Raw genomic sequence first — 18,299 nt, 5'->3', positions numbered from 1 at the left:
TGCTTTTGTATCTTGTTCTTGGCGCTGTTGTTCAGGGCGCGTGCACAGGCCACCGGGTACTCCCCTCCGCGAATGTCCCCCGGCCTGCGGCCTCCTCCTTGATTTCGCTGCGGGGAGCACCCGATGCCCTGTGCACTTGGGCACGCTCTGGGTGCACCGCTGATCAACCAGTGCTCTGATCACGCTCCCGCTGATGGGGTGCCTTGCGCAGCGAAATCAAGGGGGAGGCCGCAGGCCGGAGGACATTCGCGGAGCAAGGTACCCCGTCGGCGGGAGCGCACCCCGAACAACAGCACGTCAAGTGTCCACATGAACCTTGCCGTCCTTCACCACCTTCGCCCACTTGGTGATTTCAGTCGAGATGAACTGCTTGAACTTGTCCTGCGACCCGCCGCCGTCCTCGGCGCCGTAGGTGTCGAGCTTTTCCTGCACGTCGGGCATCGCGAGCACAGCATTGACGTCGCGGTTCACCTTCTCGGCAATCGCCGGCGGCAGCTTGCCCGGACCTGCGAGCCCATACCAGGTGGTGGCCTCGAAGCCCGCGAAGCCCTGCTCCTGCATCGTCGGCACGCCCGGGTGGCCCTTGGCGCGCTTGGTGCGCGTTTGCGCCACGGCCAGCACGCGGCCGCTCTTCACATGCGGCGTGGCCGCGGTCATGGTCTCGAAGCTGTACTGGATCTGCCCGCCCATCAGGTCGGCCAGCAGCGGGCCGCTGCCCTTGTAGGGCACGTGCAGCGCATCGACCCGGGCCTGCAGCTTGAACATCTCCAGCGCCAGGTGCTGCGCCGAGCCCGCGCCCGCGGAGCCGAAGCTCACCGTGCCGGGCGAGGCCTTGCAGGCGGCCACGATGTCGTTCACCGTGAGCGCCTTCTGCGCCGGGCTCGCGATCAGCAGGTTGGGCGTGACGCCCACCAGCACGATCGGCACGAAGTCGCGCTCCACGCTGTAGCGCAGCTTGGGCTGCAGGCTGGGCGCGAGCGCATGGCTGTTGATGTGCGCCATCAGCAGCGTGCTGCCGTCGCTGGGCTGCTGCGACACGTATTCGGCCGCCAGCACGCCGGCCACGCCGCCCTTGTTCTCGACGATGACCTGCTGGTTCCACATCACCGTGAGCTTCTGCGCCACCACGCGCGCGAGCGCATCGGTGCCGCCGCCGGGCGGAAAGCCCACCACGATGCGCACCGGTCCCGAAGGCCACTCCTGCGCGAAGAGCCGGGGTACGCCCAGCGTGGCGGCTGCGGCTCCCGCGGCCTGGATCAGCGAACGTCTCTGCATCATCATCTTTGTCTCCGTTGTGTGGTGGGTCCGATGCGTGCCGGGCTCGATGCGTGCTCGCAGCTAGGCGGCCTTCTGCAGGCCGGCATGCGCCGCCGCATGGCTCGCGAAATGGTCCATCGCCGCCTGCACGCCGCTGCCCGCGAGCTTGATGCCGCTGAGCTTCATGCCCATCTCGACGCCCGCGACCATGGCCACCAGCGTCAGGTCGTTGCTGTCGCCCAGGTGGCCCATGCGGAACATGCGGCCCTTGAGCTTGCCCAGGCCCGTGCCCAAGGAAAGATCGAAGCGCTGGTGGATGAGCCGGCGCAGCGCATCGGCATCCACGCCTTCGGGCGTGATCACGCCGGTGAGCACGGGCGAATACACGGCCGGGTCGGCGCACTGGATCGGCAGGCCCCAGGCATCGACCGCCGCGCGCACGCCGGCGGCCCAGCGCTGGTGGCGCGCGAACACGTTGTCCAGCCCTTCGCCCAGCAGCATGTCGAGCGATTCGGACAGGCCATAGAGGAGGTTGGTGTTGGGCGTGTAGGGCCAGTAGCCGTCCTTGTTCATCTCCACGATCTCGTCCCAGGCCCAGAAGGCGCGCGGCAGCTTCGCGCTTTTCGAGGCTTCGAGCGCCCGCGGCGAGAGCGCGTTGAAGCTGATCCCCGGCGGCAGCATCAGGCCCTTCTGCGAGCCGCTGATGGTCACGTCCACGCCCCATTCGTCGTGCCGGAAATCGGCGCTCGCGAGGCCCGAGATGCTGTCGACCATCAGCAGCGCCGGATGGCCCGCCGCATCGATGGCCTTGCGCACCGAGGCGATGTCGGAAGTGACGCCGGTGGAGGTTTCGTTGTGCACCACGCACACGGCCTTGATCTTCTTTTCGGTGTCCTTGCGCAGGCGCGCCTCGATGAGGTCGGCCTGCACGCCGCGGCGCCAGCTGGGCGCGGCGGGCAGCTGCTCGTCCTTGCCGGACCAGGCGAGGAATTCGGTCGACAGGCCGAGCCGCGTGGCCATCTTCTGCCACAGCGATGCGAAGTGGCCGGTCTCGTACATCAGCACGTGGTCGCCCGGGCTCAGCGTGTTGGCGAGCGCGGCCTCCCAGGCACCGGTGCCGGAAGCGGGGTAGATCGCGACCGGATGCTTCGTCTTGAAGATCTGCTTGATGCCGCCGAGCACCTTGAGCCCCAGCGTGCCGAACTCGGGTCCGCGGTGGTCGATGGTCGGCAGGCTCATGGCCCGCAGGATGCGGTCGGGCACCGGGCTCGGGCCGGGGATCTGGAGGAAGTGGCGGCCGGTGGGATGGATGTCGAGTTGCAGCATGGGACTGTCCTTTCGCTTTCAGTTTTGCATTCAAAACTGATTTAAACATGCTGGTTTACCCTTAATTAATGGGATTGCAGCTGTGGTTTTTTGCATTCAAAATGCATTCAAGGGAAACAGAAATGACCGCAGACATCATCGAAATCTCGCGCCTCGCGCTGCACGACCAGGTCGCGTCGCGCCTGCGCACGATGCTGGTCGAAGGGCACATCGCGCCCGGCGCCAAGCTCAACGAGCGCGAGCTGTGCCTTCAATTGCGCGTCTCGCGCACGCCGCTGCGCGAGGCCATCAAGCTGCTCGCGGCCGAAGGGCTGGTCGACCTGCTGCCCAATCGCGGCGCGGTGGCGGTGAAGCTCACCGAGGCCGACGTGCTCAACACCTTCGAGGTGCTGGCCATGCTCGAAGGCATGTCGGGCGAGCTCGCGGCCAAGCGCATCACCGACGAGGAACTGGCCGAGGTGCGCGCGCTGCACTACGAAATGATGGCCTGCTTCGCGCGGCGCGATCTCTCGGGCTACTACCGCCTCAACGCGCGCATCCACACCGCCATCAACGAGGCCGCGGGCAACCCGGTGCTGTCCAGCACCTACCGCTCCATCAATGCCCGCGTGCAGTCGCTGCGCTTTCGCACCAACCAGAACGATGCCAAGTGGAAGCACGCGGTCGAGGAGCACGAGCAGATGATCGTTGCGCTGGCCGCGCGCGACGCCGCCGGCCTGCGCAAGGTGCTCATCTCCCACGTGATGCGCAAGCGCGACACGGTGCTGGAGCTGATGCGCACCGGCCAGATCTATCCCCAGGCCAACACAGCGAGCTGACCTTCACCATGCGCGTCGATCCCGCCAGCCACATCCAGCCCGCCGGAACCGTTCTTCCGCCCAACGACACCTGCGAGCTGCTCGCACGGCGGCTCTGCGCCGAGACCGAGGGCGAGGTGCTGTTCGACGCCGGCTCGCGCGGCCGCTATGCCACCGATGCGTCGATCTACCAGATCACGCCGGTCGGCGCCTTCGTGCCGACGAATGAACGCGACATTGCCACCGCCATCGACATCGCACGCGACCTGAAGGTGCCGGTGCTCGCGCGCGGCGGCGGCACCAGCCAGTGCGGCCAGACCACGGGCGCTGCATTGGTCATCGACAACAGCAAGCATTTCCGCCGCGTGCTCGACGTGAACCTGGAGGAGGGCACCGCCACCGTCGAACCCGGCCTGGTGCTCGACCACCTCAATGCGCAGCTCAAGCCGCACGGCCTCTGGTATCCGGTCGATGTGTCGACCAGCGCGCAGGCCACGCTGGGCGGCATGGCGGGCAACAACTCCTGCGGCTCGCGCTCCATCGCCTACGGCAACATGGTGCACAACGTGCTGGGTGCGAGCGCCTGGCTCTCGAGCGGCGAGCTGGTGGAGTTCGGCCCGCAATCCACGCTGGGCGCCCGCGCGGCGGGCATCGCAAAGTTCGTGCACGGGCTTGCGCTGGCGCACCGCGAGCAGATCCACGCCCACTGGCCCAAGGTGCTGCGCCGCGTCGCGGGCTACAACCTCGACATCTTCGACAACCAGAGCGAGCGCCCCTACACCGCCGACGGCAGCGTGAACCTCGCGCACCTTCTGGTCGGCGCCGAGGGCACGCTGGCCTACACCCGGAGCCTCACGCTCAAGCTCGCGCCGCTGCCGCGCGCCAAGGTGCTGGGCATCGTGAACTTTCCGACCTTCCATGCGGCCATGGATGCGGCGCAGCACATCGTGAAGCTGGGCCCCACGGCGGTGGAGCTGGTCGACCGCACGATGATCGAGCTGAGCCTTGCCAACCCGGCCTTCAAGCCCACGGTGGAAACCGCGCTGATCGGCAAGCCCGCGGCCATCCTGCTGGTCGAGTTTGCCGGCGCCGAGAAAGCCGCGCTGCTGCCACGGCTCAGGCAGCTGGTCGAGCTGATGGGCGACCTCGGCCTGCCCGGCAGCGTGGTCGAAATGCCCGACGACGCGCGCCAGAAGAACCTCTGGGAAGTGCGCAAGGCCGGCCTCAACATCATGATGAGCCTGAAGGGCGACGGCAAGCCGGTGAGCTTCATCGAGGACTGCGCCGTGCCGCTCGAGCACCTGGCCGAATACACCGATGCACTGACCGAGGTGTTTGCGAGGTACGGCAGCCGCGGCACCTGGTATGCGCATGCCTCGGTCGGCACGCTGCACGTGCGGCCGATCCTGGACATGCGCACCGACGGCGGCGCCAAGATGCGCGCCATTGCGGAAGAAGCCGCGGCGCTGGTGCGCAAGTACAAGGGCGCCTTCAGCGGCGAGCATGGCGACGGCCTGTGCCGCGGCGAGTGGATCGAATGGCAGTTCGGGCCGGTCCTCAACGAGGCCTTTCGCGCCATCAAGCACGAGCTCGATCCGGCCAACCTGTTCAACCCCGGCAAGATCGTCGATACGCCGCGCATGGACGACGCCTCGCTGCTGCGCTTTGCGCCGCCTACCGCGCCCAGGCCCTACCGGCGCATCGAGCTCAAGCCCGTGCTCGACTGGTCGGCCTGGAACGTCAACGCCGACCCGGTGACCGAGAAGACCACCGCGCCCGGCACCGGTGGCGACAGCACCGGCGGCCTCGCCAAGGCCGTGGAGATGTGCAACAACAACGGCCACTGCCGCAAGTTCGACGCCGGCACCATGTGCCCGAGCTACCGCGTGACGCGCGACGAGCAGCACCTCACGCGCGGACGCGCCAACACGCTGCGGCTCGCGCTCTCGGGCCAGCTCGGCGCCGATGCCTTCACCAGCGAAGAGATGCACGAGACCATGGACCTGTGCGTGGGCTGCAAGGGCTGCAAGCGCGATTGCCCGACCGGCGTCGACATGGCGAAGATGAAGATCGAGTTCCTCGACCACTACAAGAAGCGCCACGGCCACTCGCTAAAAGACAAGCTGGTGGCCCACATGCCCGACTACGCGCACCGCGCGAGCCGCCTGCCGTGGCTCATGAACCTGCGCAACACCGTGCCCGGCGCGGCCTGGCTCGGCGAGAAGCTGCTGGGCCTTTCGGCGCGCCGGTCGCTGCCCGAATGGCGCTCCGACACCTTCTGGCGCGCCAAGGCCGAGCTGCACGGCATGTTCGCCAGCCGCGAGGCCGTGCTGTCGGTGCAGGCGAACGGCGGCCGCGCGGCGGTGCTCTTCGTCGACACCTTCAACGGCACCTTCGAGAGCGAGAACGCGCTGGCGGCGGCCCGCGTGCTCAAGGCCGCGGGCTACACGCTGCACACGGTCGAGAAGAGCGGCGGGCACCACTGCTGCGGCCGCACCTTCCTGGCGAGCGGCATGGTGGGCGAGGCCAAGCGCCGTGCGGAAGCATTGATCGACGCGCTCCGGCCGCTGGCCGAGGCCGGCGTGCCCATCGTCGGGCTCGAGCCTTCGTGCCTGCTCACGCTGCGCGACGAAACCCTGGTGATGGGCTTCGGCAAGAAGGCCGAAACCGTGGCGAAGCAGGCTTTGCTGTTCGAGGAGTTCATTGCGCGCGAGCTCAAGGCCGGGCGCTTCAAGCTCGCGCTCACGCCGGCCACGGCGCCGATCCTGCTGCACGGCCACTGCCACCAGAAGGCCTTTGGCGCGGTGAGCCCGATATTGGACGTGCTGCGGCTCATTCCCGGTGCCGAGCCCGAGTTGATCGAAAGCTCCTGCTGCGGCATGGCGGGCAGCTTCGGCTACGAGGCGCGGCACATCGACGTGTCGATGCAGATGGCCGAGGCCAGCCTGCTGCCCGCGATCCGCGCGCGGCCCGACGCCATCGTGGTGGCCGACGGCACCAGCTGCCGCCACCAGATCGGCGACGGCGCGCAGCGCGAGGCGGTGCACGTGGCGGTGCTGCTGGAGCGGCACTTGGTGCCGCCAACCCTGTCGCCCGATCAGGCTTAGCGGCTGGCAGAAAATGGCGCGATGAATGCAGCATCGGGCAGCACCAGCAGCGAAACCATCGAGCCAGGCTTTGCCTTGTTCGAAACCGCCATCGGCACCTGCGCGCTGGCCTGGGGACCGCGTGGGCTCGTCGGCGTGCAGTTGCCCGAAGAAAACGGTGAGGCTGCCACGCGGGCGCGCATGCGGCGCCGCTTTGCAAACCTGAGCGAAGCCGAGCCGCCCGAAAGCGCGCGGCGCGCGATCGCGGCCATCCAGGGCCTGCTGAACGGCGAATCCGATGACGACCTCAGCGGCATCGTGCTCGACATGAGCCATGTGTCGGAATTCCACCAGCGCATCTATGCGATCGCACGGCGCATTCCGCCCGGACAGACGCGCACCTATGGCGAGATCGCGGCCGAACTCGGCGACAAGGGCCTGTCGCGCGCGGTGGGCCAGGCCATGGGCCACAACCCCTTCGCGCCCGTGGTGCCATGCCACCGCGTGCTGGCCGCGGGCAACAAGCCCGGCGGCTTTTCGGCGGGCGGCGGCGCGCTGACGAAGCTGCGCATGCTCGACATCGAAGGCGCGCGGCCGAACGGAATGGCTTCGCTGTTCTAGCGCGGGCCCATCATTTCCTCGAACCATTGCGCGACGTACGCGGCTTCCGGCGCGGCGTCGGGCGAGAGGCCGTAGTAGTAGCGGTTCAGCGGCATGCGCAGCGCGGGCAGTGGCGACTGCAGCCGGCCCGAGGCCAGGTCGTGGGCCACCAGCGAGGTCGGCGCCAGCGCGATGCCGAGCCCGTCGACGGCGGCCTGCAGCACGAAGTGCAGGTGGTCGAACTGCAGCCGCCCCGCCGGCTTGGCGCGCGGTGCGCCGACGTGCTTCTTCCAGGCGTCCCAGTCTTCCTTGCGCGTGCGGGCCGACAGCTGCACATGCGAGGCCAGCGCGCGCAGGTCCGAAAGCGGATGCGCCTTGAACAGCGCCGGCGCGCCGACCACCAGCACTTCGTCCTCGAGGAAGGGGCGCACCTCGATGGAAGGCGGCCAGCCCTCGAGCCCGCGGCGCACCGCGATGTCGAAGCTGCCCGCGGCCTGTTCGGGCATGACCGTGCTCGTGACCACCTGCGGTTCGATCTCCGGGTAGCGCTCGACGAACAAGGGCAGGCGCGGAATGAGCCACCGCACCGCGAAGGAGGGCCGCACGTTGATCCTCACGGCACGGGCCGGCCCTTGCGCCTGCAATGCACGCGCCGCCGCATGGATCTGCGCGATGGCCGGGCCCGCCTCGGCGAAGAACTGCTGCCCCTCCGCGGTCAGGGCGACCTGGCGGATGCGGCGCTCGAACAGCGCGACGCCCAGGCATTCCTCCAGGCTCTTGATCTGCCGGCTCACCGCGCTGTGCGTCACATGAAGCTCGATGGCCGCGCGCGTGAAGCTCTGGTGGCGGGCCGCGGCGACGAAGGCGCGCACGGCATTGAGGGGCGGTTCTCGAAGCGGCATGCGTGCAATTTTCTCACGCATGGCGGGCGTTAATGTCGTTTGTCGGCATGCCTTGCGCCGGCGCACGATGCGGGCTCGATGTTTCGCACCACGCCCGCTCCAGCTCCCGCTGCCACCGACCTGAACTCCCGCCACGCGGCCATTGCGCTCGGCCTTTCGCTGCCGGCCGACGTGGTGCTCTACCTGCTGCTGCCGATGTATGCGGCGCAGTTCGGCGTCACGCTGGCGGAGGCCGGCATGCTGCTTGCGGCCAACCGGCTCGTGCGCATTGCGGGCTATGGCGCGGTGGCGCGCTTCTATGCGCGCAACGGTGATCGGCTCACCTGCACCATCGCGGTGATGGCGGCTGCGTTCTGCGGACTGGGCTATGCCACGCTCTCGGGCTTCTGGGCGCTGCTGCCGCTGCGGCTCGTGTGGGGGTTGTGCTTTGCCGCGCTCAACCTGTCGACGCAGTCGCTGGCCACGGCCGAACTGCTGGGTGCGGCGCGCCGCAGCGGGCGTTCGCGCGCACTCATCGCGATGGGGCCTGTGCTCGCATTGCCGCTGGGCGCGCTGCTGGCGCTGTGGGCCGGGCCGCGCATCATCTTCTGCATTCTTGCGGCGTTCTCGCTGGTGGCGGTGCTGGCCACGCGGCGCCTGCCTGCGGCGCCGCACGGCAGCCCGCACAGCCGGCCCGCGCGCCGCTTCGGGCGGCCCAACAGCCTCGATGCCTGGTCGTTCATGGAAGGACTCACGCTCGACGGGCTCTTCATCGTCGGCCTGTCCTATCTGGGCAAGGACCTGATGCCGGGCGGCGCGGTGGTCATGGCGGGTTCGCTGATGGCCCTGCGCTACCTCGCGGAAATCCTGCTGAGCCCGGTCGGCGGCCACATGGCGGAGCGCTTCGGTGCCGAGCGGCTGCTGGTGAGCCTCTCGCTCGTGACGGCGATCGCGCTGGCGGGCTTCGGGTTGGGCTGGCTGTGGAGCTGCGCGGCACTGATCGTGGTGCTGCGCGCCTTGCAGCTGCCATTGCTGCCGCCGATCGTGGCGCGCCGCACCCCGGGGCCCGAGCGCATGCATGCGCTGGCCGCGCGCGCGGTGTGGCGCGACGTGGGCGCCGGCATCGGGCCGCTGCTGGCCGGGCTCCTGCTGCCGGTCGTGGCATCGTCCTGGCTCTACGGCATCTGCGCGCTGCTGCTCGCCGCCGCGGCGCTGGCCTGCGGCAGGAACCCGTCGGCATCGCCGGACAAGCAACAAGGAGTGATCCCATGACCCATGCCATCGACACCCTCGCGCAGCTCGAAGCGCTGTTCGGCGAAGCCGGCGAGGCCTCGCTCAAGAAGGAGGTGCCCTGGCTGCACCCGAGCTACCAGGCGCTGATTGCCGCTTCGCCCTTCGCGGTGCTGGCCACCACCGGACCCGGCGGCCTCGACGCCTCGCCGCGCGGCGACCCGCCGGGCTTCGTGGCGGTGCAGGACGAGAAGACGCTGCTGCTGCCCGAGCGCCGCGGCAACAACCGCATCGACAGCCTGCGCAACATCGTGGCCGATCCGCGCGTGGCGCTGCTGTTCCTGATTCCAGGCGTGGGCGAGACCCTGCGCGTGAACGGCAGGGCGCGCATCACGACCGAGCCCGGGCTCATGGCCCGCTTCGCAATGGAGGGCAAGCCGCCGCAGTGCGTGATCGAGATCCGGGTGGAATCGGTTTTCTTCCAGTGTGCGCGCGCCATCCAGCGCTCGAAGCTGTGGGCGCCGCTGCCGGCGGATTCGCGCCGCGAGGTGCCCACGCCCGGCGCCATCCTGTCAGCGCTGACCGGTGCCGCCTTCGACGGCGAGAGCTACGACCGCGAGCTGCCGGCGCGGCAGCGCGCCACCTTGTATTGAGCAGCGCCTTTCGGTTCGTTCAGGGCTCGGGCGAGGCCTGGTGCTGCTGCTGCGCCCGCATGATCTGGTGGCGCTGCCAGTAGCGGCCCACCGCGCCCTTGAAGTTTTCCTTCTGCTTGCCGAGGCCGCCCACCTTGAGCTTGGTGGTGCGCGCGCCGAGCATGCCCTTGTCGTGGTGCGTGACCACCAGCAGGTCGCCGAAGGTGTTGTCCTGGAAGGTCAGGTCCTTGACCTCGTCCCAGCCGACGGTCGGGCCGCCATCCACGCTCTGGCGCAGGCCCGCATGGCTCACCTCGATGCTCTCGCTGTTCTTCAGCGCGAAGGCAACCGGCGGAAAGTGGCGCAGCACCACGGCGCGCTCCTCCTCGGTGGCCGGCTCGTAGCGGTAGGCGAGGCTCAGTTCGTGGTTCTGCACGAAGCGCTGCTCGTAGTCGCTCCACAGCCGCTGTTCGATGGCGGCGGCGGTTTCGATGTCGTCGGCCCACGAGGCCGCGGGCGCGGTCGCGACGATCGCACCGTAGGCGCTTTCGGGCACATGGTGGCCGACGTTGCGCATGCGTTCGAGCAGCGGCGGATGGCTGTCGTAGGGGTGCGGCACGTCGGCGGTCTTCATGGTCTCGACGAACGCATCCGAACTGGCATAGGGCGGCAGGCCGGCGGCCACGAAGCCCGCGATGCCGAGCGCGCCGTCGTGCTGGCGGTCCTGCGCAAAGAGCTTGCGTTCGACGTCGTTGCGGTAGCTCGCATAGGCCGCGATCTTGATGAGCGACTGCACGATGGCGCCGGGCGCCGTGAGGCTCGCGGACACGCTGTCGGCCTTGTATTCGCGCTCGCGGCTGTCGCGCGCCAGGGCAAAGGCGAAGATCATGCGATACAGGCGCAGCAGGTAGTGCGCCACGATGCTCAGGCCGCCGTCGCGCATCTTCCAGGTGTACTGGTCGAACTGCAGCAGCTTGGGGCCGAGCGCCGCGCTGCTGCGGGTGTCGCCGCCGCCCAGGTGGGCCAGCTCGTGCGCCAGCACCGCGTCGGCCTCCGACTGGTCGAGCACGCGCAGCAGCGGAATGCTCACGAACAGCGTGCGGCCTTGCAGCGTGCGCCCGCCCACGTCGCAGGGCGCCTCGGTGACGAAGAAGTTGGTGTCGATGCCGGCCACGATCTGGTCGGGCGGCGCGGTCTTCACGCGCGCGGCCAGCTGGCGGATGCGCTCCCACAGGCGCGGCGCATCGGCCTCGGCCACCACTTCGCCCTCGATCTCGTTGCCGAAGGGCAGCTTCTTGAACAGCGTGTAGATCGCATAGAACACGGCCACCGCGGCCGCGATGCCCGCGATGATGATCAGCTTGACGTAGTAGCTGTGCCAGAAGTAGGCCGTGACCCAGAACGACAGCCACACCAGCATCGCGCCCTGCAGCGCGACCTCGAGCGCGCTCGACACCGTCATGAGCCGCCAGCCCGCCACGAAGCTCGCATAGCGCAGGCCCCGGTTGGCAAAGGCCAAGGCGCCCAGCACCAGCGCCGCCGCGAGCAGGGCGGCGCCCAGAACCAGCGTCCAGCCGGCGGCGCGGTCGGCCCAGTGGAACTGCCAGTGCATCGAGTAGGGGCTGCACACCTTGTCGTGGTAGTTCTTGTCTTCGGGCGCGGTCGCGCTGCAGGCCTTGGAGAGCGGATGGCCGCGGTAGAACTCGGTGGCCTGCGCCTTGTTGCCGGCGGACAGGCTGGTGTCGGAGGCGATGCGCTTCTCGATCGCCTGCAGGAATTCGGCGTCCTCCGTGCGCAGCGCGTACTCCGTGAAGACCAGCGTCGCCGCCGGAATGGCGAAGAGCGACACCAGGGTCAGAAGGAAGACGCGAAAGAGGTCGGCATGGATCGTTCGGGCGAGGGCCATGGGGTGCTTCTCCTGGATGCGATGTTGTGATTCGTTGTGCAAAACCGGCCGGAAAGGCGATAGCGTAGCGGGCGTTTGCCTCCTTGCGTATGTCGAAAATCGTGCATGCGCATGGCGTGAATACGAAGGTCGTACTCTTTGCGCAGAATTAGCAACGGCGATGCGGCGACCCCACGCCTGCACCGGATGCCGCGCTTGGCGACAATCGCTCCAATGCGTTCTTCGTCTCCTTTTTTCAAGATGGCCCTGCTGCTGGGCCTGCTCTCGGCCATCGGGCCCTTCGCCATTGACATGTACCTGCCGGCGCTGCCGGCCATCGGCCAGGCGCTGCGCGCCGACATCGGCGCGGTGCAGATGAGCCTCACGGCGTTCTTTCTTTCGCTGGGTGCGGGCCAGCTGCTGTACGGGCCGGTCTCGGACATGGTCGGGCGCAAGCCGCCGCTGTACGCCGGGCTGGTGCTGTTCGCGCTGGCGAGCGTGGGCTGCGCGCTGGCCACCGACATCCACACGCTGATCGCGCTGCGCTTCGTGCAGGGCCTGGGCGCGGCGGCCGGCATGGCGATTCCGCGCGCGGTGGTGCGCGACCTGCACACCGGCACCGATGCCGCGCGCCTCATGTCGCTGCTGATCCTGGTGTTCAGCGTGTCGCCGATCCTCGCGCCGCTCGCGGGCAGCGCGGTGATTGCGGTGGCGGGCTGGCGCGGCGTGTTCTGGGCCGTGACCCTTGCCGCGGTGGCGGGCCTTGCGATGATGGTCACGCAGCTGCGCGAAACGCGGCCGGCCTCGGAGCGCGTCGAGAGCAGCCTCGGCAGCGCCTTGTCGGCCTATTGGGTGCTGCTGCGCGACTGGCACTACCTCGGGCTGGTGTTCATCGGCGGCTTTGCGATGGCGGGCTTCTTCACCTACCTGGCGAATTCGTCGTTCGTGATGATCGACCACTACGGCCTGTCGCCCGCGCTCTACAGCGTGGCCTTCGGCGTGAACGCGGCGGCCTTCATCGGTGCCTCGCAGTTCACCGGTTCGCTGGGCGAGCGCTTCGGGCTGGTGGGCCTCGTCAAGTTTGGCGTGGTGGCCTCGGGCATGGCGATGCTGGCGATGTTCGCGTACTTTGCCGCGGGCGGCGACAGCCTCTGGGTGCTGATCGTGCTGTACTTCATCGCCTCCGGCTTCATGGGCCTGGTGATCCCGACCACCGGCGTGCTGGCGCTGGAGATGCACGGCGCCATCGCGGGCACGGCCTCGGCGCTGCTCGGCACGCTGCAGATGCTGACCGGCGCACTGGCCATGGCGGTGGTGGGCCTCTTCACCGACGGCCGCCCGCTGCCGATGGTGGCGGGCATGGCCGGCGGCGCGCTGATCGCGCTGGTGCTGACCTGGCTCACCCTGGGCAGCGTGCGTTCTGAACCCACGCGCAGGACGCAAGAGGCGTGAGCGGCGCAGCGCACATGCAAGCCGCGGCGGCGGTCGAGGGCAACGCCGGGCAGGCCGCCGACGGGCTGGACCAGCCCGCGCGCCAGCGCGCAATGCTGGTGATCATCCTCGGCATCATGGTGGCGGTGCTCGACGGCACCATCGTCAACCTGGCGCTGCCGGGCATTGCGCGCGAACTGCAGGCCAGCCCCTCGCATGCGATCTGGGTGGTCAACGCCTACCAGATCGCCACGCTGGTGATGCTGCTGCCGCTGGCATCGCTCGGCGACCTGGTCGGCTACCGGCGCGTCTACCTGCTGGGCATGGCGGTGTTCACGGTGTCCTCGATCGGCGCCACCTTTGCCGATTCGCTCGCCACGCTGATTGCCGCACGCACCTTCCAGGGCCTGGGCGCGGCCGGCATCATGAGCGTGAACGCGGCGCTGGTGCGGCTGACCTTCCCGTCGGCGCTGCTGGGGCGCGGCATGGCGATCAACTCGATGGTGGTGGCCACGTCCTCGGTGGCCGGGCCCTCGGTGGCGGCCGCCATTCTCTCGGTGGCTTCGTGGCCGTGGCTGTTTGCCATCAACGTGCCGCTGGGCGCCATCACGCTGGCGCTGGGCCTCAAGGCGCTGCCGTTCAACCGCGTGGCGCCGGCGGCGGGCCTGCGCTTCTCGCCGATCGACGTGGCGCTCAACGTGCTGATGTTCTCGCTGGTGTTCCTGGGCGTCGACCGGCTGGGCGTGCGCGAGGGCGGCGTGCCCGGCGGCGCGCAGGCCTCGGCCTGGGCCATCCTGCTGGCCGGCGTGGCGGTGGGCTTCGTCTATCTGCGGCGCCAGCGCAGGCTGGCGGTGCCGCTGTTTCCGATCGACCTGCTGCGCATTCCGGTGTTCGCGCTTTCCATGGGCACGTCGGTGGCGGCCTTCTGCGCGCAGATGCTGGCCTACATTGCGCTGCCGTTCCTGCTGCTGGAGGTGTACGGCCGCAGCCACATCGAGGCCGGGCTGCTCATCACCGCCTGGCCGCTGGCCATCGTGGCCATGGCGCCCATCGCGGGCCGGCTGATCGGGCGCTATCCGGACGGGCTGCTGGGCGGCATCGGGCTGGGCCTGCTGGCCATCGGCCTGGCGTTGCTGGCGGCGCTGCCGGCGCATCCGGGCAATGCCGACATCGCCTGGCGCATGGCGCTGTGCGGGCTGGGCTTCGGCCTGTTCCAGTCGCCGAACAACCACACCATCGTGACCTCGCCGCCGGCGCACCGCAGCGGCGCGGCCAGCGGCATGCTGGGCACGGCGCGGCTCACGGGGCAGACGCTGGGCGCGGTGGTGCTGGCCGGCGTGTTCAGCATCTGGACCCCGCATGGCGGCCGCGGGCCGGTGGTGGCGCTGGTGCTGGCGGCCTGCTGCGCGGGCCTGGCGGCGGTCTTCAGCAGCCTGCGGCTGAAGACGACGGGGCAGGGCGGCTGAATAGGTTAGGGTACGCCCCTATGACGGAAGTACCTGGAACCGTGGTTTGCCCGGGCTGCGATGCGGTCTTCAGCCGCGCGCCCCTGAAGCCGCGCGAGGTGTCGCGCTGCGCCCGCTGCGGCACCGAGCTCTATCGCCACGCGGGCGACCAGCAGCGCCGCATCCTGCCGTTGACGGTGGCCTCTCTGATCATGTTCGCCATTGCCAACCTGTTCCCGATCGTCGAGATCGAGCTGCAGGGCCTGCGCAGCCAGACCACGCTGGCCGGCGCCGTGCTGGTGCTGAGCCGCGAGGGCATGTCGGTGGTGGCGCTCTTGGTGCTGGCGACGACGCTGCTCTTTCCGCTGATGCAGCTGTGCATCCTGGCCTACCTGCTGGTGCCGCTCAGCCGCGAGCGCCGCCCGGCCGGCTTTGCGATCCTGGTGCGCGCGATGCAGATGCTGCGGCCCTGGGGAATGATCGAGGTGTTCCTGCTCGGCGTGCTGGTGGCGATCGTCAAGCTCTCGAGCATGGCGAGCGTGGTGGCGGGGCCGGCGCTGTGGGCTTTCATGGCGCTCACGGTGCTGCTCACCGCGGTGCTCTCGTTCAACCCCAATGCCTTCTGGGAGATGACCTTTCGCCCGCCCGGCGAATCCGGCGAGCCCGGCAGGGAGGCCGCGTGAGCGCAGGCGAATTCCAGGCGCCGGACGACGCCGAAGCGCCGGTGGCCACGGCCAGCGCGCTGGGCCTCCTGGCCTGCCCGCATTGCGATGCCGTCTGGCGCGGCGCTGCCGAGGGCGAGCCCTGCGGGCGCTGCGGCACGCACCTGCACACGCGCAAGCCCTACAGCCTGAACCGCACCTGGGCCTTTCTCATTGCGGCGTGCATCATGTACATCCCGGCCAACCTGCTGCCGGTGATGATCACGCGCACGCTCTTCGGCGCGCAGTACGACACCATCCTGAGCGGCGTCATCTACTTCTGGGTATCGGGCGCCTACGGGCTCGCGGCCATCATCTTCATTGCGAGCTTTCTGGTGCCGCTGTTCAAGCTCACGGTGCTGATCCTGCTGGCCTTGCTGGCGCAGCGCGGCAGCAGCTGGCGCCGGCCCGAGCGGGCCAGGCTCTATCACATCATCGAGATCATCGGCCGCTGGTCGATGCTCGACGTGTTCGTGGTGTCGCTGCTCACCGGCCTGGTGCAGATCCAGGGCTTTGCGGTCATCAACGCGGGCGTGGGCATTGCGGCCTTCGGATCGGTGGTGGTGCTGACGATGCTGGCCTCGCTGAGCTTCGACCCCAGGCTCAACTGGGACAGCCGGCAGGAGCAGCAGCAGGAAGCCGAACGGGAACGCCGGGAACCGGCACGCGACAACAGGGAACACAAGCCAGCATGAGCGACGACGAAGCCAGACCCCCCAACGATCCATCCCCCCCGCCCGGACTTCCTCCGCCGCGCGTGGTGCGCCGGCGCGAATGGCTGCCCTCGCTGATCTGGCTGATCCCCATCGTTGCCGCGCTGGTCGGCGTGATGCTGGTGGTCCGGATCCTGATGCAGCGCGGCCCCGAGATCGTGCTCACCTTCAACACGGCCGAGGGCCTGGAGGCCAACAAGACGGCCGTCAAGTACAAGGACGTGCAGATCGGCACGGTGCAGAGCCTGAAGCTCGCGCGCGACCGCTCGCATGTGCGCGTGACCGTGCAGCTCAGCAAGGAAGCCGAGAGCTTCACCGCCGAGGATTCGCGCTTCTGGGTGGTGCGGCCGCGGCTCGACACCTCGGGCATCTCGGGCCTGGGCACCTTGCTGTCGGGCGCCTACATCGGCGCCGACGCGGGCGTGTCGAAGGAAACCGCGAGCGAGTTCAAGGGACTGGAGGTGCCGCCGATCGTCACGCGCGATGCCTCGGGCCAGCAGTTCCTGCTGCGCGCCACCGACGTGGGCTCGCTCGACGTGGGCTCGCCGGTGTATTTCCGGCGCATCAAGGTGGGCCAGGTGGCCGCCTACGAACTCGATGGCGACGGCCGCGGCGTGACGCTGCGCATCTTCGTGAATGCGCCCTACGACAAGTTCGTGGGCGTCAACACGCGCTTCTGGCAGGCCAGCGGCATCGACGCGCAGCTCAGCGCCAGCGGCTTCACGCTGCGCACGCAGTCGCTCGCCACCATCCTGCTCGGCGGCATCGCCTTCCAGGCGCCCGACGACGCCATGGGCCCGCTGGCCAAGGAGAACACGGCCTTCACGCTGGCGCAGGACGAAACCGCGGCCATGAAGGAACCCGACGGCCCGCCGCAGACGCTGCTGATGTACTTCAACCAGTCGCTGCGCGGCCTCACGCCGGGGGCGCCGGTCGATTTCCGCGGCGTGGTGATCGGCGAGGTCAAGTCGATCGGCGTGGAGTTCGACCGCGCCGAGCGCGAGTTCCGCATGCCGGTGCTGGTGCAGGTCTACCCGGACCGGCTGCGCCGCCGCGCGGGCGAGAGCGGCGTGGAGTCTCGCGCCACCCAGCAGGAGCGGCTGCGCTTCCTGGCCGAGAAGGGGCTGCGCGCGCAGCTGCGCAACGGCAACCTGCTGACCGGGCAGGTGTACGTGGCGCTCGACTTCTTTCCCAAGGCGCCGCCGGCCCGCATCGACGTGACGAAGAACCCGATCGAGCTGCCCACCATCGCCAACAGCCTGGACGAGATCCAGTCGCAGGTGCAGGAGATCGCAAGCAAGCTCAACAAGGTGCCCTACGAGCAGATCGCGGCCGACCTGCGCACCACGCTGGCCTCGCTCAACAAGACGCTGGCCAGCACCGAGCAGGCGGTGAACCGCATCAACACCGACCTGACGCCCGAACTGGCCGCCGCCATGAAGGACGTGCGCAAGACCGTCAACAGCGCCGAGCGCACGCTGGCCGACGACTCTCCGCTGCAGCAGGACATGCGCCAGACGCTGCGCGAACTCACGCGCGCCGCGGGCTCGGTGCGCGTGCTGACCGACTACCTCGAGCGGCATCCCGAATCGCTCCTGCGCGGCAAACCGGACGACAAGAAATGAAGAACAGGAAAACGCTGCTTCCGCTTGCGGCCATTGCGGTGCTGGCGGTCCTCGCAGGCTGCGCGAGCAAGCCCGACAGCTACTACACGCTGGCCAGCGCGGTGCCGGCCGCGGAGGCGGCCCCGTCGACGCTCGGCACCGCCGCGCCGCTCTACATCGAGCTGGCGCCGGTGGCGGTGCCCGAGCGGCTCGCGCGGCCGCAGATGGTGGTGGGCCGGCCGGGCGGCAGCGTGCAGGTCGACGTGCTCGAGCAGCACCGCTGGGCCGCGTCGTTCGAGAACGAGCTGCAGGACGCGCTGGCCAGCGGCATCGCGGCGCGGCTCGGTGCGCTCGATGTCACCAAGGGCGGCCGCCCGTCCGCTCAGCCCGTGTGGCGCATCGCCGTGCAGGTGCGGCGGTTCGACGCGGTCGACGGCGGGCGCGTGGATGCAGGCTTCAACTGGACGCTGCGGCGCTCCGACGAGCCGCGCACCGTGGTGTGTCAGCTGGACGCGGGCGAAGCGGTCGCGGGCGGCATCGATGCGGTGGCGCAGGGCGCGCAGCGCATCACCGCCGCGGCGGCCGCGGCCATTGCGCGCAGCGTGGATGCGGCGCGGGCGAATCCGGCGGCAACCTTATGTCCGGTCTGATTCTCTTTCTCCCTCCCCTTCCGGGGGAGGGGCGGGGTGGGGGCACGACGGCGCTCATCGA

The 18,299-nt window shown here is 69.2% G+C and carries 15 protein-coding genes; 11 read left to right on the top strand and 4 right to left on the bottom strand.

All coding sequences use genetic code 11. The annotated features are described in order from the left end of the window. Positions 1-297: 297 nt before the first annotated feature. Both AC1DSC_RS08120 and AC1DSC_RS08115 read right to left on the bottom strand, forming a co-directional pair. Positions 298-1,281, bottom strand: a complete 984-nt coding sequence (locus AC1DSC_RS08120; RefSeq protein WP_436287731.1) for a Bug family tripartite tricarboxylate transporter substrate binding protein — start codon at positions 1,279-1,281, stop codon at positions 298-300. 57 nt (positions 1,282-1,338) lie between these two features. Beyond that, positions 1,339-2,583 carry a pyridoxal-phosphate-dependent aminotransferase family protein gene (locus AC1DSC_RS08115; RefSeq protein ID WP_012748008.1) on the bottom strand — a complete coding sequence of 415 codons (1,245 nt, stop codon included), beginning with the start codon at positions 2,581-2,583 and terminating at the stop codon, positions 1,339-1,341. Between the two features lie 122 nt (positions 2,584-2,705). On the opposite strand from AC1DSC_RS08115, the gene AC1DSC_RS08110 reads away from it, so the two are divergent. Genes AC1DSC_RS08110 through AC1DSC_RS08100 form a run of 3 tightly spaced genes read left to right on the top strand, consistent with a single transcriptional unit; the run spans position 2,706 to position 7,087 of the window. Continuing rightward, on the top strand, positions 2,706-3,401 hold the full coding sequence (locus tag AC1DSC_RS08110) for a GntR family transcriptional regulator (protein WP_436287730.1): 696 nt from the start codon (positions 2,706-2,708) through the stop codon (positions 3,399-3,401). Between the two features lie 8 nt (positions 3,402-3,409). After that, positions 3,410-6,487: an FAD-binding and (Fe-S)-binding domain-containing protein gene (locus tag AC1DSC_RS08105; RefSeq protein WP_436287729.1), complete on the top strand. Its 3,078-nt coding sequence runs from the start codon at positions 3,410-3,412 to the stop codon at positions 6,485-6,487. A 21-nt stretch (positions 6,488-6,508) separates the two neighbouring features. Then, on the top strand, positions 6,509-7,087 hold the full coding sequence (locus AC1DSC_RS08100) for a methylated-DNA--[protein]-cysteine S-methyltransferase (protein ID WP_369663033.1): 579 nt from the start codon (positions 6,509-6,511) through the stop codon (positions 7,085-7,087). Here AC1DSC_RS08100 and AC1DSC_RS08095 read toward each other — a convergent pair. Beyond that, complete coding sequence (locus tag AC1DSC_RS08095; RefSeq protein ID WP_436287728.1) at positions 7,084-7,968, bottom strand: LysR substrate-binding domain-containing protein; 885 nt, start codon at positions 7,966-7,968, stop codon at positions 7,084-7,086. The two genes, AC1DSC_RS08100 and AC1DSC_RS08095, sit on opposite strands and share 4 nt — an antisense overlap. Positions 7,969-8,046: 78 nt before the next feature. Here AC1DSC_RS08095 and AC1DSC_RS08090 point away from each other — a divergent pair, with 78 nt between their 5' ends. Continuing rightward, complete coding sequence (locus AC1DSC_RS08090; protein WP_436287727.1) at positions 8,047-9,219, top strand: MFS transporter; 1,173 nt, start codon at positions 8,047-8,049, stop codon at positions 9,217-9,219. Further along, positions 9,216-9,830 carry a pyridoxamine 5'-phosphate oxidase family protein gene (locus AC1DSC_RS08085; protein ID WP_018904471.1) on the top strand — a complete coding sequence of 205 codons (615 nt, stop codon included), beginning with the start codon at positions 9,216-9,218 and terminating at the stop codon, positions 9,828-9,830. The genes AC1DSC_RS08090 and AC1DSC_RS08085 overlap by 4 nt, the downstream gene beginning before the upstream one ends. 19 nt (positions 9,831-9,849) lie before the next feature. Here the strand turns inward: AC1DSC_RS08085 and AC1DSC_RS08080 are convergent, their stop codons facing one another. Beyond that, on the bottom strand, positions 9,850-11,715 hold the full coding sequence (locus AC1DSC_RS08080; protein WP_436287726.1) for a M48 family metallopeptidase: 1,866 nt from the start codon (positions 11,713-11,715) through the stop codon (positions 9,850-9,852). A 240-nt stretch (positions 11,716-11,955) separates the two neighbouring features. Here AC1DSC_RS08080 and AC1DSC_RS08075 point away from each other — a divergent pair, with 240 nt between their 5' ends. The 6 genes from AC1DSC_RS08075 to AC1DSC_RS08050 are packed head-to-tail and all read left to right on the top strand — an operon-like array spanning position 11,956 to position 18,238. Beyond that, positions 11,956-13,146 carry a multidrug effflux MFS transporter gene (locus tag AC1DSC_RS08075; RefSeq protein WP_370880672.1) on the top strand — a complete coding sequence of 397 codons (1,191 nt, stop codon included), beginning with the start codon at positions 11,956-11,958 and terminating at the stop codon, positions 13,144-13,146. A 14-nt stretch (positions 13,147-13,160) separates the two neighbouring features. Further along, positions 13,161-14,591, top strand: a complete 1,431-nt coding sequence (locus AC1DSC_RS08070; protein WP_436288296.1) for an MFS transporter — start codon at positions 13,161-13,163, stop codon at positions 14,589-14,591. A gap of 20 nt (positions 14,592-14,611) precedes the next feature. Next, positions 14,612-15,253: a paraquat-inducible protein A gene (locus tag AC1DSC_RS08065; RefSeq protein WP_018904467.1), complete on the top strand. Its 642-nt coding sequence runs from the start codon at positions 14,612-14,614 to the stop codon at positions 15,251-15,253. Then, a complete protein-coding gene (locus AC1DSC_RS08060; protein ID WP_018904466.1) occupies positions 15,250-15,966 on the top strand; it encodes a paraquat-inducible protein A in 717 nt (238 codons plus the stop codon). The genes AC1DSC_RS08065 and AC1DSC_RS08060 overlap by 4 nt, the downstream gene beginning before the upstream one ends. Continuing rightward, positions 15,963-17,609: a PqiB family protein gene (locus AC1DSC_RS08055; RefSeq protein ID WP_436287725.1), complete on the top strand. Its 1,647-nt coding sequence runs from the start codon at positions 15,963-15,965 to the stop codon at positions 17,607-17,609. The genes AC1DSC_RS08060 and AC1DSC_RS08055 overlap by 4 nt, the downstream gene beginning before the upstream one ends. Further along, complete coding sequence (locus AC1DSC_RS08050; protein WP_436287724.1) at positions 17,606-18,238, top strand: PqiC family protein; 633 nt, start codon at positions 17,606-17,608, stop codon at positions 18,236-18,238. The genes AC1DSC_RS08055 and AC1DSC_RS08050 overlap by 4 nt, the downstream gene beginning before the upstream one ends. The last annotated feature ends 61 nt before the right edge of the window (positions 18,239-18,299 follow it).

Source organism: Variovorax sp. 01N425 (assembly GCF_056399465.1).
This window is presented reverse-complemented; position numbering and strand designations above follow the sequence as displayed.

Bases quoted from the DNA above. Each gene is read 5' to 3' on its own strand.
- AC1DSC_RS08120 (WP_436287731.1), bottom strand. From the start codon at position 1,281: ATGATGATGCAGAGACGTTCGCTGATCCAGGCCGCGGGAGCCGCAGCC.
- AC1DSC_RS08115 (WP_012748008.1), bottom strand. From the start codon at position 2,583: ATGCTGCAACTCGACATCCATCCCACCGGCCGCCACTTCCTCCAGATC.
- AC1DSC_RS08110 (WP_436287730.1), top strand. From the start codon at position 2,706: ATGACCGCAGACATCATCGAAATCTCGCGCCTCGCGCTGCACGACCAG.
- AC1DSC_RS08105 (WP_436287729.1), top strand. From the start codon at position 3,410: ATGCGCGTCGATCCCGCCAGCCACATCCAGCCCGCCGGAACCGTTCTT.
- AC1DSC_RS08100 (WP_369663033.1), top strand. From the start codon at position 6,509: ATGAATGCAGCATCGGGCAGCACCAGCAGCGAAACCATCGAGCCAGGC.
- AC1DSC_RS08095 (WP_436287728.1), bottom strand. From the start codon at position 7,968: ATGCCGCTTCGAGAACCGCCCCTCAATGCCGTGCGCGCCTTCGTCGCC.
- AC1DSC_RS08090 (WP_436287727.1), top strand. From the start codon at position 8,047: ATGTTTCGCACCACGCCCGCTCCAGCTCCCGCTGCCACCGACCTGAAC.
- AC1DSC_RS08085 (WP_018904471.1), top strand. From the start codon at position 9,216: ATGACCCATGCCATCGACACCCTCGCGCAGCTCGAAGCGCTGTTCGGC.
- AC1DSC_RS08080 (WP_436287726.1), bottom strand. From the start codon at position 11,715: ATGGCCCTCGCCCGAACGATCCATGCCGACCTCTTTCGCGTCTTCCTT.
- AC1DSC_RS08075 (WP_370880672.1), top strand. From the start codon at position 11,956: ATGGCCCTGCTGCTGGGCCTGCTCTCGGCCATCGGGCCCTTCGCCATT.
- AC1DSC_RS08070 (WP_436288296.1), top strand. From the start codon at position 13,161: ATGCAAGCCGCGGCGGCGGTCGAGGGCAACGCCGGGCAGGCCGCCGAC.
- AC1DSC_RS08065 (WP_018904467.1), top strand. From the start codon at position 14,612: ATGACGGAAGTACCTGGAACCGTGGTTTGCCCGGGCTGCGATGCGGTC.
- AC1DSC_RS08055 (WP_436287725.1), top strand. From the start codon at position 15,963: ATGAGCGACGACGAAGCCAGACCCCCCAACGATCCATCCCCCCCGCCC.
- AC1DSC_RS08050 (WP_436287724.1), top strand. From the start codon at position 17,606: ATGAAGAACAGGAAAACGCTGCTTCCGCTTGCGGCCATTGCGGTGCTG.